Origin of the sequence: Pedobacter sp. V48 (assembly GCF_000523515.1) — a bacterium.
GTDB lineage: Bacteria > Bacteroidota > Bacteroidia > Sphingobacteriales > Sphingobacteriaceae > Pedobacter.
The window spans coordinates 192802-207616 of sequence record NZ_AWRU01000013.1 but is presented as its reverse complement, the minus strand read 5'-3'; the positions used below and the strand labels follow the sequence as shown (position 1 = coordinate 207616).

Below are 14815 nucleotides of genomic sequence, written 5' to 3'. Positions count from 1 at the left end.
CATTACTGGATAGATAACTACCGATGATTTCCTATCATTTCAATTCCGTAGAGGAAGATGTATTTTTTATAAATAATAATTTCCTTCGCATCGCGCGAATTGTGTTTGCTTCGATACGCCATGCCGCGGAATGATCCCCATCTTTATGTGGGGTGATTTAGCCATGCTCAATCATAGCAAGTGCCTTTCTACGCAGTTTGACTGTGGAGGACATTTTCATTATATTTGAGACAAATCCTCATTCACGAGTGAGCATCACAGTGTATCGGCGGGAGGCTATGGGAATTTCTCTGGGACTGGCAATAGGTTTAGCTATTGGAGCCGGAATGAATTTAAAAGCACAAAAGGAAGGCAAAGTTTTATAGCTAAACTGGGGATTATTCCGTATATGGTTGATTAGATGCCATGGATCTGAAACATACAGATTAAAGAGCGTTTATTGAACTTTAGCATTAATTTTATGAAAATACTTCTTCTAAATAAAATGACGATTTTTTTTGCATTAGGCCTAATGGCATTGCTGGGAATAATTGTTTCTTCAATAATTATGACAAATCATAACGGAATGGACCAAAGACTACAGGGTTGGGTAAACTTGCTTTGGTTGCCATTGCCTATTTTGATCATAATTATTGACCGAGCTTGCTTGAAGAAATTTGGTGCAAAAAAAACAAACAGAATTCAGCTATATATTTTAGGAGCTTTCATCTTCCTCATTATACTCAACATATTTAGATTGCAAGTACAAACATAGACCATTATCATCAGATGCATAAGGCTTAATGAAGTATGTGCTCAGATACTAGAACTCGTACCTGATTGATGATGGCCGATGCACTAATGCCCGCTTCCTCCATTAATTCATCCATTTTTCCCGAATGCGAAATCTGAGTCACCGCCATTTTTTTTACCCGTATAAATCTTTCTGATGCAGTCACTGCAGTCATAGCAAAATCGCCCATTCCTCCGTGCTCAAAATGATCTTCCACAGTGATTAGTATAGGATACCTGGTTGTGGTGACACAGTTAATCAGTGTCTCCTGGTCAATAGGGCTGATGCTGTAGCAATCCAATATCYRSWYMWKSWWMMYWTSTTSWNTWTAATKRGKWRGMTGMWWKNTMSTRMWWYAWAYANCWGNAATTCYGKTKGYKKYWWTKGNCASCWNAWYTTCWTCNNAMKSWMGYWMKRKCWWTRATNNTMYRATCWWAAWSNTCWTCCWNNGWKWTTMRTAWAKSAKASSTNGTTKTRGWNACRCAGNNARTCNCTRWGRWARAYCATKNNTTGWKSWYKRAKSAWYRGGYSAKTTWRYTWYGANGGTTGCGACTGCGTCTGCGGGCTGCAAGATCGTGATATGGGGTAGGGTTCCGAATAAGGCGATGTCTTCCAGTCCCATTTGAGAAGGTCCATCCTCACCAATGGAAACACCTACATGTGAGCCTACAAATTTAATATTAGTTTCAGATACCCTCGCCATACGGATCTGGTCAGCCGCTCTGGTCAGGAATGCAGCAAAAGTCGCTACCACAGGTATTTTACCCAACCTGGATAGGCCTGCGGCAACTGACACCATATTCTGCTCCGCAATATAGCATTCGACAAAACGTGATGGAAATATGGTTAAAAAATCTGCGGTAAAAGTGGAGTTCTTCACATCGGCATCCAGTACATAGATATCTTTATTTTCTTTTCCCAATTCAGTGATCACTTCACCAAAGACTTCCCTGGTGGCGTACTCATTGTCCTTGCTAAAGGACGGGTTGATGGCGATTGGAAAGGTGGCCTTTCCCGACAACCGAGTGGTGTCAGGTTGTTTGAGATTAAAATGAAGCAACTCCTCTATGTCTCCTAATTCGTCCAAGGCTTTTTGTAACTGTTCATTATCCAGCGCTTTTCCATGCCAACCTTCTCTGTCTTCCAGAAAGGAAACTCCTTTCCCTTTAATGGTCTGCGCGATGATAGCTAGGGGTTTCCTGTTCTGATGATCAATTCCCTGTCTGAATGCCTGATCCACTTCATCAAGGTTGTGACCATCGATTTCAATGACCTCAAATCCGAAGGCTCGGAAGCGTTCGGCGTATTTTTCAAGATCCCAGCCAAACATGGTTTCTCCGCTTTGAGCCAGTCGATTGATGTCTGCTATGGCGATCAAGTTATCCAGCTGATGATAGGAGGCAAAGTTTGCAGCCTCCCAGACTTGCCCTTCTGCGAGTTCTCCGTCGCCTAGAAGAACATAGGTTTTGTAATCGAGCTGCTCTCTTTTTGCAAGTAGTGCAAGTCCCGCTGCAACCGAAAGGCCTTGACCCAATGAGCCAGTTGCTGCTTCTGAATAAATAAATTTTGGAGTGGGGTGTCCTTCGAACCGACTATCGAATTTTCGTAACCCGAGTATTTCTGCTAAAGGGTATGCTCCTGCCATACCGAATAAGGTATACAACAGGGGGGCGGCATGTCCCTTGGAAAGGACAAAACGGTCATTATGTAAATTCAGCGGATTCTTGAGGTCATAGCTAAAATATTTATCAAAAAGTACAGCTGTGAGATCGGCTGCTGACAGACATGAGGTAGGGTGTCCAGATCCCGCTGCTGTGGTCGCGCGTAGGCACCATTTACGGATCAGATTTGCTTTTTCTTGTAATTTCTCGTTGTTTTCCATAGGATTTTTAAATTTTTTTTTAAATAAACTAAAGGAACTTGCGGAAAGCGTTGAGAACGTTGATGTGATAAAGAAAACAAATAAAGAAGACCTTTTTTCCGCTACCGGACTTTAGTTTCCCCTCGTTCATTTCATGCATTGTTTCTTCTATTTTTTCTGAATACTTGCCACAATTTTAGTATTTAAATTTCTCTATCTTTCATTAATCCCTTAGGATCTAATTAATATTTCTGAGCTTATTGTGTAGAAATAACATTCTGTTCGCTAAATGGTTTGTCATAACATGTGATCGCAATTAATCTTTTTGATCGCTTTGTAGTCCAACATATAGGGTGGCCGGTAAACATCTAGTCACATGTTATTTTCGTTCATCATTGCAATAGATTAGGAAACAAAACATGGGGATTTTTCTACTTCACACAAATAGAAAAACGATGAAAAAGCAAATTTTAATGATACTGGGGGTGATGATGGTATTGTCATCCTGTTCCAGTTACAATTACTATTCAGTGAGCAATAAAAAGCTGAATATTGGATACCGTACGTACGCCTGGCTGCCTGATGGTAAATCCAAAGCTTCAAATATTTATGATAATGACGTGGCGGCGGATAGGATTGTAGAGGCTGCAAGCACTGAGTTGAACAACAGGGGTTTTAGGCTGAACAACAAGAAACCAGATCTACTGGTGAGGTATACTGCGGTGGCGAATAAGGAAACAAAGTCGTATAATGAACCAGTGTATTACGATGCTCCCGGGAGATATGTTCCGCGTGTAGGCGTTTACCGGGGACGTGCTTTCTATTATTATGCTTACCGTAATCCTTTTCCCGTCTATGTGGGCAACGAGCAGCGGACGGTGGATGTGAAGCAGGGAAGTATTATGATTGATTTAATTGATCGCAGGACCAAAAAGGTGATATGGAGGGGTTGGGCAGAAGGGGAACTGAACAATCCCGAGAAGGCAATTTCTCAATTACCTAAGGTGATTGGGAACATTTTTAAAAAGCTTCCTGTTTAAGGAGGGGTTGAGGCTTTTTTTTATCTTTACCAGCGTCATGCAAACCAGGGCTCTGGTTTTTTATGCCGTACGATAATTTCCTTGCAACACCCACTGTGTCAACTATAATAGGATCTATAAAAAGCACCTGAGCAACAAGATCAGTTCTAATCGATCATAAATGTTTCCGGGATAGTACAATAAAAGCACGTTTCCGTCGCTATATTTGCATTATGAATCTACAAATGCGCATCACTTTTGATGAAAAAGACTATACCTATATTGTTTTAACGAAGGGAATAACAAGAGAAACCAGTACAATCCGGATTAACCTGAAAGATATGGAGTACCAGCTTGTTTGCAATTTAAAAGGCGATTGGGAGGTTGTTGATGCGACAGTAAATGATCACCCTGAACTACTTAAAGCGATAGGCAGAAACATCAAACTTCGGTATAGATTATAACAAATTTCACTGATCTACAGCGGTAAAGGATTCGTTTTTTTAAAAGCTGTCTTTTCGTAACAGACCTTTATACTCCTCTAGTAAATTAATATACTTACCCATCCAGTAAAACGCCCGATCTTCGGGCATTTGCTGCGTGTTTCGTGCCTGTGGGCTTAACTCTTGCTCAGGACCAAACCCGAAGAATCCACTTTCGAAGTGTGGATAAAAATCATAGTTTATCATCCTGCCGATTTGTAAGATCAAATCTGGATGGAGATCATTCTTGGTGAACCAGTTGTACAAGGTGCGCCTGTTCACGTGTAAACGTCTGGATAGCTCAGTGATGCTAATCTCTTGTCGCCGAATTGCCAATTCAACGATCGCTCCGGCATTGTGCTCCATATCTTTCTACCATTATATTATATAATCTTTGTTTAAATTGATTTTCCCCTCTTTAACGAAGATAAATGTTCAACAAATAGCAGCCAATACGGGAAATACGGAGATTTCAAAGCCAAATATGCGTATTTCCCGCAAATAGTAGCTAAACTGAGTATTATACCAGTGGTTACAAAAAATGTGTAAAACCGCTTAAAAAAACTATCTTGAATTAGTTTTTAAAACGATTAATCGGATATCTGTATAACACTCTCATGAAGAATATCTTATTGCTGTTGCTCCTGTGTTTTTGCACAACATTAGTGTCCAATGCCCAAAACAATGCTTCGATAAAGGGGACCATTATAGACTCAACCACCAAATCCCCGCTTGGCCTTTCTACTGTAGCCGTAGTGAATGCGCGGGATACCTCACTCGTGTCGTATACTGTAACCAAAGATGACGGATCCTTTCAACTGTCACGCTTGCCAGCAACAAGGTCATTAAAACTAATCATTTCATATGTGGGGTATGATTCATACAGGCAAGTTATCAATTTAAAGCCAGGCTTACTCGACCTCGGAATGCTTAAATTGGCGGGCAAAAGCCTTGGGGAAATTGTGATAACAGGAGAGCGATCACCGGTAGTAATGAAAAAGGATACAATAGAGTTCAACGTCGAAGCATTCAAAACACGGCCAAATGCTTTAGTTGAAGAACTCTTGAGACTGCTGCCTGGTGTTCAGGTAAATGAGAACGGGGAGGTATTAGTTAACGGAAAAGGAACTAGCAGAATACTGATCGATGGCAAGGAATTCTTCGGTACCAACCAGCTCATTGCATTAAGAAATCTAGACGCCGAAATGATTGATAAGATTCAGGTGTATCTGGACAGAGAAAACGATCCGGATCGTAAGATAAATGAGATCAACTTACAAAATGTGATTAACCTGAAACTAAAAAGTGTAGTTAAAAAAAGCACCATTGGTAAGTTTATGGGTGGAATCGGTTCAAGAGAACGATATGAAGCGAGCGGTATTGTGAGCAGTTTTCGGGATACGCTACAATTTAGTTTAATGGGAGCAGCGAATAATTTAAACAGTACTGGGTTTAGTCAGAACGACCTTCAGAGCATGGGCGGATTTAACAGATCAGGTAGTGATCAGGTAGATTATGGTAACTTTGGAGGACGACAGTCTGGTGGGCTGGTTAACGTTAGATCGGGTGGTATCAATATCAATAATGACTATGGTAAAAAGCTGAAACTCAATATTGCCTACTTTTATGGGAACACGATCACCAACAATGAAACAAAAAACTTAAATGAACAGTCTCTTACCAACACAATCATTACCTCACTTAGAACCGATCAAGCCAGGCTCAATGCCACTACCCATTCATTGGGTGGGCTAATGGAATGGGACCCAGATACGACTGAAAGTATACGGTATCGTCCGGCGATGACCTTTTCTCCTGAACGATATGGGTATTCCAGTTTTTTGAAACAATCCAACACTCAAATTCCGACGTTGAGCGAAACTGACGGACGCAACCGAAGCAGGAAGAGCAGTAATAATTTTTCGCACAACCTAACCTATTACAAGAGATTTAAGAAGGGTAGATCACTGACTATTAATAATCTGTTAAATTTAAATGCCGGTGGCACCGAGGCCTATAATTATAACCAGCTCACATCTTTTTCTTCAGAGCTTGAATCTTCGTTGTTCGACCGACACATTACAAACAGCAGCAAGACCAGATGGACAGGCTTATCCATTCTGTACAATCTTCCGTTAAGTAAAAAACTAACTGCTGAGTTATTCACCAACAGCAGATATTATTATTGGGCAGAGCCCCTTTATACCTTTGATATGAATAGTACATCAGGGAATTACGATCAGTTCAGGCCAGAACAAAGCAACGATTTTGAGCGGACAGGCTTCTTTCAAAACATTAAGCCCCTGCTCAATTATCAGATTAATACTCATCTGAGGCTAAGAGTGGCACTCGACTTGGAAATTCAGGATGTCAATAACAAGTTCAATACTTCTGCTAATGACATCAGACAGCGTTCTACTGTCCTCTTTCCATCATTTTCTATAGATTACAGTGGGCTTTCAATGAGTTATGGCGAATGGGTTGATTTTCCATCCCTTTACAATATGCAGCCACTTTCCAGGGAAATATCCGCACAGTCAACGTTCATAGGAAATCCGCAATTAATGCCCAGCAGACAACGGAATTTGAGGGCAAACTACTATAAATACATCACATCTCGGATGCTAAGTATCAGTGGATATGCCAGTTCGATGTTCTCAGGCAATAATTTTGTGCAAAAGGCTGTGATAGACGATAAAGGTTTTACGACTACGACCACGGTAAACAAAGACGGTGGGCAGTGGATGGATGGCGGTGGTTCAATCGGCAAGCAATTTAAGAAATCACAACAATGGCAGATAGGTATGCGAACAGGCTTATCTGGTAGTTACAATAGCCGAATCGTTTTTTTAAATGATGATGAAACCAGACAGCGCGTCCGTTCATTTGGAGTAAACCAGGATTTCAGTCTCAATTATAAATCAGTTGTCATGATAAATTTCTACTACATGTATCGAAGGTCATTGGTCGATTACATAAATCAGGATTTCAAAACTGTGTTAAACTATTCCCATAACCTGGGCAGTTCAGGTTCGTTCAGGCTTCCTAAGCGGATTGTCATTGATGCAAAATATTCGTTCATGTATAACCCTCAAATTGCTCAGGGTTTTTCAAGAAGCTCGCATATTGTTAACTTAGCGCTGTCGTTACTGACACATCAAAAAGATCGCGGGCAGTTGAAACTATCTGTCTATGATCTGCTGAACCAAAATATTTCTGTAAACAGGTATGGATATTTGAATGCCCTGATTACTAACGAACAGCTTATTCTAAGAAGGTATGTTATGTTAAATTATCAATATCGATTCAATATCCTTAAAATGAAGAATTAAATGAAACTGCTAAGATTCTATTACTTTACATTCCTTTACCACTACCGTAACAAGCCTGAAAGCTGGGTTGGTGATTTCAGAAGTGTGCTCCTGGTAGAACTCAGTATATGTTGGCTGATATTGAGTCTCTGGTTATTAGCTGATCCTGGATTTTGGTCAATGGGATCCTGGACCAAGCCACTCGTACTGGGCTTAAATATCATCATCCTGATTATTCTTCAGCTGTATTTAATGAATAAGGGCAAGAGTGAACTTATATTTCAGGAATTTAAAAATCATCGGCTCAATAACCAAGCAAACCGGACAATCTGCTGGGCAATATGGGCCGGATCTTTTATCTTTTTTATAGTATCAGCCACACTTCAATAATGCGTAATTGTGCAAATACCATGTGAAATTAACAAACGAGCAGTTTATTATTACACCTGGTGACCTGCCAGTGTGTCTGTCATATCTTTTAGGCTTTTTATACTGAAAGCATGCTTGCCACTTAGCCATCTGGCAATTTCGTCGTGGTTGATATCTAGTATAGTTGAAAGATCGCCTGAATTAAGCCCTTTCTCTAATAAAAAGTTCGCTGTTTCATCAGCAACTTTTCGGTTCGCCCTGGTTAATTCCTCGATTGCCGGATTTCCAGTTTCTTCCAGCCAAATTGAAACAAAATCGTTTTCCATTTATTATATCTCTTATTAGTTTGACGTCATCGAATACCCTGATTTCGTAAATCTCAGTAATATCTAAACCGGACCAAATTTAGCAATTATGTTTTTGTCAAGCTAAACTACTAACCATTTTTTGATTTGGAAAGGTTACTGCCCAGATGCCCAATCTTCCATGTACCTATCCAAAACCGTTAGCGGCATATCTCCCTGACTAAGCAATGCGTCATGGAAACGAATGATATTAAACCGCTTTCCTAATTTGACTTTGAGTTTTTCTTTTATCCTTTGAATCTCCAGTTCTCCTGTTTTATAAGAGAGTGCTTGCCCGGGCAGGGCCATATACCGCTCTGCTGCATTCACTGCATCTTGCTGACTAATGGACTGATTAGATAACATATAAGCAATGGCTTGTTCCCGGCTCATCTTTCCGGTATGAATTCCCACATCAACCACCAATCTGATGGCCCTGAGAATTTCATTATTTAAAGCGCCCATTTCCTGATAAGGGTCCGTATAACATCCCAGTTGTTTACCTAAGGATTCGATATATAAAGCCCAGCCTTCAGTAAACGCGCTGAAACTGATTTGCCTTCTGAAAGAGGGGAGAGCAGTGTTTTCCTGCTGTAAGGATATCTGGAAGTGATGACCAGGTATGGCTTCATGAATAAAAGTAGCTTCGAGCCCCAGATTCGTAACATTAATCTTTGTGGCATCAGGAACAGGGACATAAAAAGTACCCGGACGAGAACCGTCAATGGAGCCTAAAGTATAAGATGGTCCGTTTTGTGAGGCTTCCCTGAAAGACTCAACTCTTTTGATCTCAAATCGATTTTTCGGATAAACGCTAAAAAGTTTAGGAAGATTCGGTTTTACTTTCTCGTAAATATTTCTATAAGCTGACAACACCTCTTCAGGTGACTTAAAGGGCATAAATTTCGGATCCTTTTTCAAATATTCATAAAATGCACCCAATGAGCCATTAAAGCCGACCTGAGTCATGATTAGTGTCATCTTTTCCTGAATTCTATTGACTTCTGCCAATCCAGTTTGGTAAATTTCTTCCGGGGTTTTCCTGGTGGTGGTATAGAAACGGATATACCAATTGTATATATCCAGCCCTCCCGGAATTCCAGATAAACCGGATACATCACTTGCATGTTGCATATAATCATTTTTGAGATAACCGGCCATCCTATCATATGCCGGGAGCAATTCAGATGCTATTGCGTGTTTCAATGCTTTAACTACATGTTGTTCTTCAGATGGGGAAAATGTGTTGGGTATATTTTTTAAAGGCGAAAAGAAAATATTTTTTTCAGGGTCATTAAGAGCGAGTTCCTCCATCTGTGGAATCATTTTTAAAACCAATGTTTTTGGCAAGACCATACCTATCAGCGCTCCTTTTTTCATGTTTGCAATAGCAGTATCGGTCCATGTTCTAAAATCTCCAATCCTTTTAATCCAGTTTTCATAATCCTGCACAGTTTTAAATGGCTGAGCAGAATTACCCGAACCAAGCTGACCAAATAGAAGTGGAACAGAAGAAAACTGATTGATAGGTATATAGTGAAGATGGAGCTTTCTTTTCTCTACGTCAACTTCTAGTAACTCCTTCATTACATCATAGGAGATGCGGTCAGCTGTATTTAGTTTCGATCTGTTGAAATCACTTAGCAAACGAAGGTATTTCTGATTAAAGGATGCTGTAGCTGCTATGTAATTAGCAGAACCATCATTCTCAAGCTGGTCGTCATATAAATGGCTGCCGGAAAATGTAGCGTCTAAAGGATGAAACCTTAGATTTTCCTGATGATACCGTTCGAACAGCTTCCTTAGCTTTTTATTATTAACTTGAGCGGAAGTGTGATTTAAACAAAAGACTAACATCGATGCAAATAGCATCCTGTTTTGTATAACCAATTTCATAATACAAGAATTATTCTCCAAAGGTAAAACAGGCTTGAATGAGAAAATTGTATGAATTTAGCGTTACTACTGTCAGATATTTCGGTAATGCTTAGGAAGGAACCCAGTAATACCTCTAAATGTTTTGGTAAAGTGCGCCTGGTCAAAAAAACCGCAGTGATAAGCAATCTCAGTTAACGGGATTTTACCGTTTCTGAGAAGAAGAACAGCACGTTCAACCTTAATTCGACGAAGGTACTCCCCAAAGGTACAACCAAAGTATTTTGTGAAATAACGTGATACCGTTACCGGGTGAAGTCCAACCAAATTACTGAGTTCCACCAGTGATAAAGGACCATTCCAGTTATCATTCAGAATATCCCTTATTATATTGGTCCAGTCGGGATGATCCTCATCTAGCTTGGAATTCGAACGTATCAAGTTGATACACAGCTGATCAATAGAGATTCCACTATTAATATCATTAAGCCTATGTTCTCTGAGTATTCGGATAAGGCCGCCTGTATTAAGTGGAATGCTGGAATCAAACATTAAAGATTCTCCGGGAACTTCTAGCTGATGTTTTTCAAAAAAGGAGTAGTCAAGTTCTACATTAAATATTCTGGTATCTGGACGGTAATATATATTCTGATGTGGTATCCCCGGGTAGTAATAAAGTCCTTTACCTCCTTCTTGTAACTGGGCATCAGAAGCTCTGATCTCGGTACTTCCACCCGAAAGAATGTGTGAAAAATGGGGGTTGGCATGATAGTGCCAGTCAGAAGACAAACCCGCAGAAAATACAGTTTCACTGGTAGTTACACTACCAAAAACAGATTCTTTTATTTTAGATCCAAAAAAACAACCCTTCAAATACGGTATTGCATCACTCATAGTTCATTTCACAAAGACTAAAGATAGGAGAGTTAATACTATTTTAAAAGGCATATTTTTGCTCCAATACGGCGAGGAACTGGAAGTACCGAAAATCCCTGGCTAATTCAATCCAGAATCTGTAGGAGCTACACTAGAGTACCTTTAGTACCATCAATTCCGGGTGACCGCTTAAGTGAAAATATAGTCTGTAAGATGACTGAAGCCATCACAAATAGCAGACCTACATAAAAGGAAACATTTAGTTCTTTGCTTTCGTTAAAGAACAGAAAGGCAAGTATGATGGCATATATAGGCTCAAGGTTAAAACTTAAGTTTACTGTAAATGCAGAGATCCGTTTTAATGATTCAGCAAAAAGCACATAAAGTCCAACCGTGCAAAAGGAAGCGAGTAACAACAAGTACGCGGTATCCTTCAAACTCGGAAGGAGGGATGGTGCTGGAAAATAATGCAGATAAAAAGGAAGCGATATACCTAAAGCAATTGTACCTCCAATCATCTGGTAATAGTTGATGATCCTGCTGTCGTATTTTCTGACCAGCCGCTCGTTGTAAATGGTGTATATTGCAGCGAAAGCTGAGGATAAGACACCTAGTCCTATTCCTAGCTGATAGGAAGAATCGAAATGGAAGATCAGGGCAATGCCAGCAAGTGTGAGCAAACTTAATAAAAGTTCGGTGAGGTTGAATTTCTGTCGGTTAATCAACGGACTGAAAATTGCAGTAAAAAAACTGGTCAGACAGTAACAGACTACACCTATGGAGATATTGGCGTACTTGATACTCGCATAAAAAAATATCCAGTGTATGGTGATAAAAACCCCGATTTTTGCAATATCAAACTTCTGTTTGGAGGTTATGCTGACCTTTACTTTAAACATTTTTAGAACTAGTAAGAGGATAATCGAAGAGAAAAATACCCTGTACCAAACCAGAAGTCCTTCGTTAAGAGAAATGAGTTTACCGAATATGCCGGTGAAGCCCGCAAGTAGTACAGCAAAGTGTAATACTAAATATGATTTTTTCATAAAGGAATTGTCTGCCTGTTCTTAAAAACAGGAACTAAGAATTAATAAATAAACTAAATGTGTAACCTAGGCTTAAGCTTACTGATCAGCAAAGCATGGGTTTGTAGTGCAGGTTAATTATTAAGGCCTAGGAGGAGGAAGACAACTCTTTCTGTTCATGTCGATAACTTTAAACAAAACTAGTCAAAAATATTTGGAATTTCCGGGTTAGTTGATGCGCTGTTTAACGATGAGAGGACATATCTGTTTTGGGAGCCATAACAGATATGGAAAATGAGTTTTCTTATCATAGGTTAATATCACTTAGTGTTTAGAGACGTAAATTTGGGTGAATTAGAACTAGCTAATAATATGGAAATAGGAATAGACAGTTTTGCTTCGGCAATGTACGGTAGCAAAACATTAAGCAGCGTAGCGGCGATGGAACAGTTATTGGACAGGATATCCATGGCTGATGAGGTCGGACTGGACGTTTTTGGTATTGGCGAACATCACAAAAAGGAGTTTTTAGATTCTGCTCCGGCAGTGATTCTATCTGCAGCTGCAGCAAGGACCAAACGGATTCGACTTACCAGTGCGGTTACCGTGTTAAGCACTTCCGACCCTGTGCGTGTCTATCAAAATTTCGCAACACTGGATCTGATCTCCAAAGGCAGGGCAGAGCTTGTTGTTGGTCGCGGCTCGGCAATAGATGCCTATCCGCTGTTTGGATTTGACCTCAACGATTATGATGCGCTGTTTGCAGAGAAACTAGATCTCCTTTTGCGTATTAGGGATCAGGAATTTGTGAGCTGGTCGGGCAGGTTCAGGCCTGCATTGGAGAACCAGCCGGTATATCCACGCGCTTTTCAAGATAAATTGCCAGTTTGGTTAGGCGTAGGTGGTACGCCCGAATCCTTTGCGCGAGCGGGTTCATTAGGCTTACCACTTATGGTAGCAATAATTGGCGGTGAAACCGAACGCTTTCGCCCTTTGATCGACTTGTACCGTGAGGCGGGACACCGCGCAGGCTTCGCCGCCGAGGAGTTAAAAGTGGGCTTGCACTCTCCAGGCTATGTTGCTGCGAGTAATGAGCAGGCCATTGCAGATTATTATCCCGGATATGCAGAACTGTGGACCAAGCTTGGCAGGGAGCGTGGATGGCCTCCGGTAACCAAAACACAGTTTGATCATTTGACTGGCCCAAAAGGAGTGTTGGTATTGGGTGCTCCTGAGCAGGTTGCGGAGAAACTGCTGAGACATAGTGAATCCTTAGGGGGCGTTGACAGGTTTACTTTTCAGATGGATAATGCAGGGCTGAGCCATGACCAGCTATTGAGATCCATAGCATTAATTGGCGAAAAAGTTAAACCATTTTTGAATAAATAATTCAATTTCGCTTCTTCTACGAAGCGAAATTGAATTTTCCCTCAAATACTTTTCCGATCAGGGGTACAGGTTTTTCAACTTCGTTGGAGGCTGCTATGGCACCAAATAACAGAAGGATTAATGGAACCAGCATAATTAGATAAAAAATAGTTCCTAAAGCGGGAATCACCGCCAGGATAATACTGCAAATGATACTCAGTACAATAGAGGTGATCATCACTCCGAGGGCTTGCCCTAAATGATAGTTAACCAGTTTACTCTTTTCAGTAGTTTTTTTAAACTCCAGATAAGAAACGATCCATCCAATGATGGTGAAGTAGGCTACAATGGCCATTGTTTTAGTTTTCATGGATATATAAATTAATTGATAGATACTTTTGATACAAAATTAGCCCCCAGTATACCCTGAACCAAGAATTCGAGGACTACACTCTGACTACTACCTTCATTAGCAGCGTCTACAATGCAACTACATAAAACGTTTAAAAGATTTTAATTCAGTTATTTAGCCTTATTTCCGGTTTTACAGGAGAATTTCTTTTTTATATTTTTGAATATGCAGCTACCACTGAAACCATTACTGATAACCACAGTTTTCTGTCTTATTTTTCTGAAAGATACAACGGCACAAAAAATTTATACCGATTCGCTGAATCGCTTATTGGCACAAAGTAGCCTTTCCGAAGCGGAGCGTGTAAATACGCTATGTAGACTGGCAAAGGCTAATTTCGAAAAAGACCTTCCGCTATCATTCAAAATGGCTAATGAAGCCCTTCAAATAGGTGCTAGAATGAAAGACGGTAGGGGTAAAGCCATGGCTTTTGCTACATTGATCCATCTTTACGTATGGAAAAAAGACCTGAAACACGCCTATGAAAGTCGCGATAGCGCCCTTTATTATGCCGGAAAGACCAAAGATCCAAAAACCTTAGGTTTTGTATCGCTTAGAAATGGCTGGTTAGATCTTATAAATGATGAAAATGATAAAGCGATAATAAAATTCCTGAGAGCACTTGATTTTTTTAAAGGGCAGGAGGCCTATGAATATGAAAGTACCGTATATCACTACCTGGCGAGCTTTTATGGATATGGAAATGACCCGGCCAAACAAAGAAAATATGCTGATCTATGTTATGAAACTGCACTGAAAAGTAAACAGGTAGATGCATTAAACACAGCATATTTTACCATTGGCCAAACTTACTTTGATCGGTTTAAGCAGGACACGAGTAAACGAAGTTTATTAGATTCGGCATTAAACATTTATAAGAAATCACTCTTGACGGCTGAAAAGCAAAGCGGCAGACTGCTCATCCGTAGCAATACTGCAGCCATTGCATTAAATACGGCCAACAGTTATTTCCAGTATTTCCCGAATACCTATAGAGACAGTGCTGAGAAATATACTGATATCGCAATTCGAATTGCAACCAACACCAACTTGCAGGAAGTTCTGGTAAACTGCTATGGCCTAAAAAGCGAGTACGCCTTA

General features: G+C 40.2%; 11 protein-coding genes and 1 pseudogene. 5 read left to right on the top strand and 7 right to left on the bottom strand.

Going from position 1 to position 14815, the window contains the following annotated elements:
• Positions 1 to 779: 779 nt before the first annotated feature.
• Positions 780 to 2654: pseudogene (locus N824_RS13180) on the bottom strand (transketolase).
• Between the two features lie 434 nt (positions 2655 to 3088).
• Between N824_RS13180 and N824_RS13175 the strand changes: the two are divergent.
• Together N824_RS13175 and N824_RS13170 are read left to right on the top strand one after the other, a co-directional pair.
• Positions 3089 to 3673 carry a DUF4136 domain-containing protein gene (locus N824_RS13175; protein WP_048905601.1) on the top strand — a complete coding sequence of 195 codons (585 nt, stop codon included), beginning with the start codon at positions 3089 to 3091 and terminating at the stop codon, positions 3671 to 3673.
• A gap of 212 nt (positions 3674 to 3885) precedes the next feature.
• The gene (locus tag N824_RS13170) at positions 3886 to 4116 is read left to right on the top strand and encodes a hypothetical protein (protein WP_152542251.1); all 231 of its coding nucleotides are present in this window, start codon (positions 3886 to 3888) and stop codon (positions 4114 to 4116) included.
• A 39-nt stretch (positions 4117 to 4155) separates the two neighbouring features.
• Here N824_RS13170 and N824_RS13165 read toward each other — a convergent pair whose 3' ends face one another.
• Positions 4156 to 4416, bottom strand: a complete 261-nt coding sequence (locus N824_RS13165) for a hypothetical protein (RefSeq protein WP_152542249.1) — start codon at positions 4414 to 4416, stop codon at positions 4156 to 4158.
• 335 nt (positions 4417 to 4751) lie between these two features.
• On the opposite strand from N824_RS13165, the gene N824_RS13160 reads away from it, so the two are divergent.
• Both N824_RS13160 and N824_RS13155 read left to right on the top strand, forming a co-directional pair.
• Entirely contained in the window at positions 4752 to 7466 is a 2715-nt protein-coding gene (locus N824_RS13160) for an outer membrane beta-barrel protein (protein WP_084498307.1), read from the top strand.
• A complete protein-coding gene (locus N824_RS13155; RefSeq protein WP_048905597.1) occupies positions 7467 to 7835 on the top strand; it encodes a hypothetical protein in 369 nt (122 codons plus the stop codon). It abuts the gene before it with no gap.
• Positions 7836 to 7885: 50 nt separating this feature from the next.
• Here the strand turns inward: N824_RS13155 and N824_RS13150 are convergent, their stop codons facing one another.
• The 4 genes from N824_RS13150 to N824_RS13135 all read right to left on the bottom strand — a co-directional run bounded on the left by N824_RS13150 (position 7886) and on the right by N824_RS13135 (position 11955).
• Positions 7886 to 8140: a hypothetical protein gene (locus N824_RS13150; RefSeq protein WP_048905596.1), complete on the bottom strand. Its 255-nt coding sequence runs from the start codon at positions 8138 to 8140 to the stop codon at positions 7886 to 7888.
• A 135-nt stretch (positions 8141 to 8275) separates the two neighbouring features.
• Entirely contained in the window at positions 8276 to 10054 is a 1779-nt protein-coding gene (locus N824_RS13145) for a DUF885 family protein (RefSeq protein ID WP_048905595.1), read from the bottom strand.
• Between the two features lie 72 nt (positions 10055 to 10126).
• Complete coding sequence (locus N824_RS13140; protein ID WP_048905594.1) at positions 10127 to 10927, bottom strand: AraC family transcriptional regulator; 801 nt, start codon at positions 10925 to 10927, stop codon at positions 10127 to 10129.
• Between the two features lie 128 nt (positions 10928 to 11055).
• Positions 11056 to 11955 carry a DMT family transporter gene (locus tag N824_RS13135; RefSeq protein ID WP_048905593.1) on the bottom strand — a complete coding sequence of 300 codons (900 nt, stop codon included), beginning with the start codon at positions 11953 to 11955 and terminating at the stop codon, positions 11056 to 11058.
• Between the two features lie 351 nt (positions 11956 to 12306).
• Here N824_RS13135 and N824_RS13130 point away from each other — a divergent pair, with 351 nt between their 5' ends.
• A complete protein-coding gene (locus N824_RS13130; RefSeq protein ID WP_048905592.1) occupies positions 12307 to 13323 on the top strand; it encodes an LLM class flavin-dependent oxidoreductase in 1017 nt (338 codons plus the stop codon).
• 16 nt (positions 13324 to 13339) lie between these two features.
• Here N824_RS13130 and N824_RS13125 read toward each other — a convergent pair whose 3' ends face one another.
• Positions 13340 to 13672 carry a DUF4870 domain-containing protein gene (locus tag N824_RS13125; protein WP_048905591.1) on the bottom strand — a complete coding sequence of 111 codons (333 nt, stop codon included), beginning with the start codon at positions 13670 to 13672 and terminating at the stop codon, positions 13340 to 13342.
• Between the last annotated feature and the right edge of the window lie 1143 nt (positions 13673 to 14815).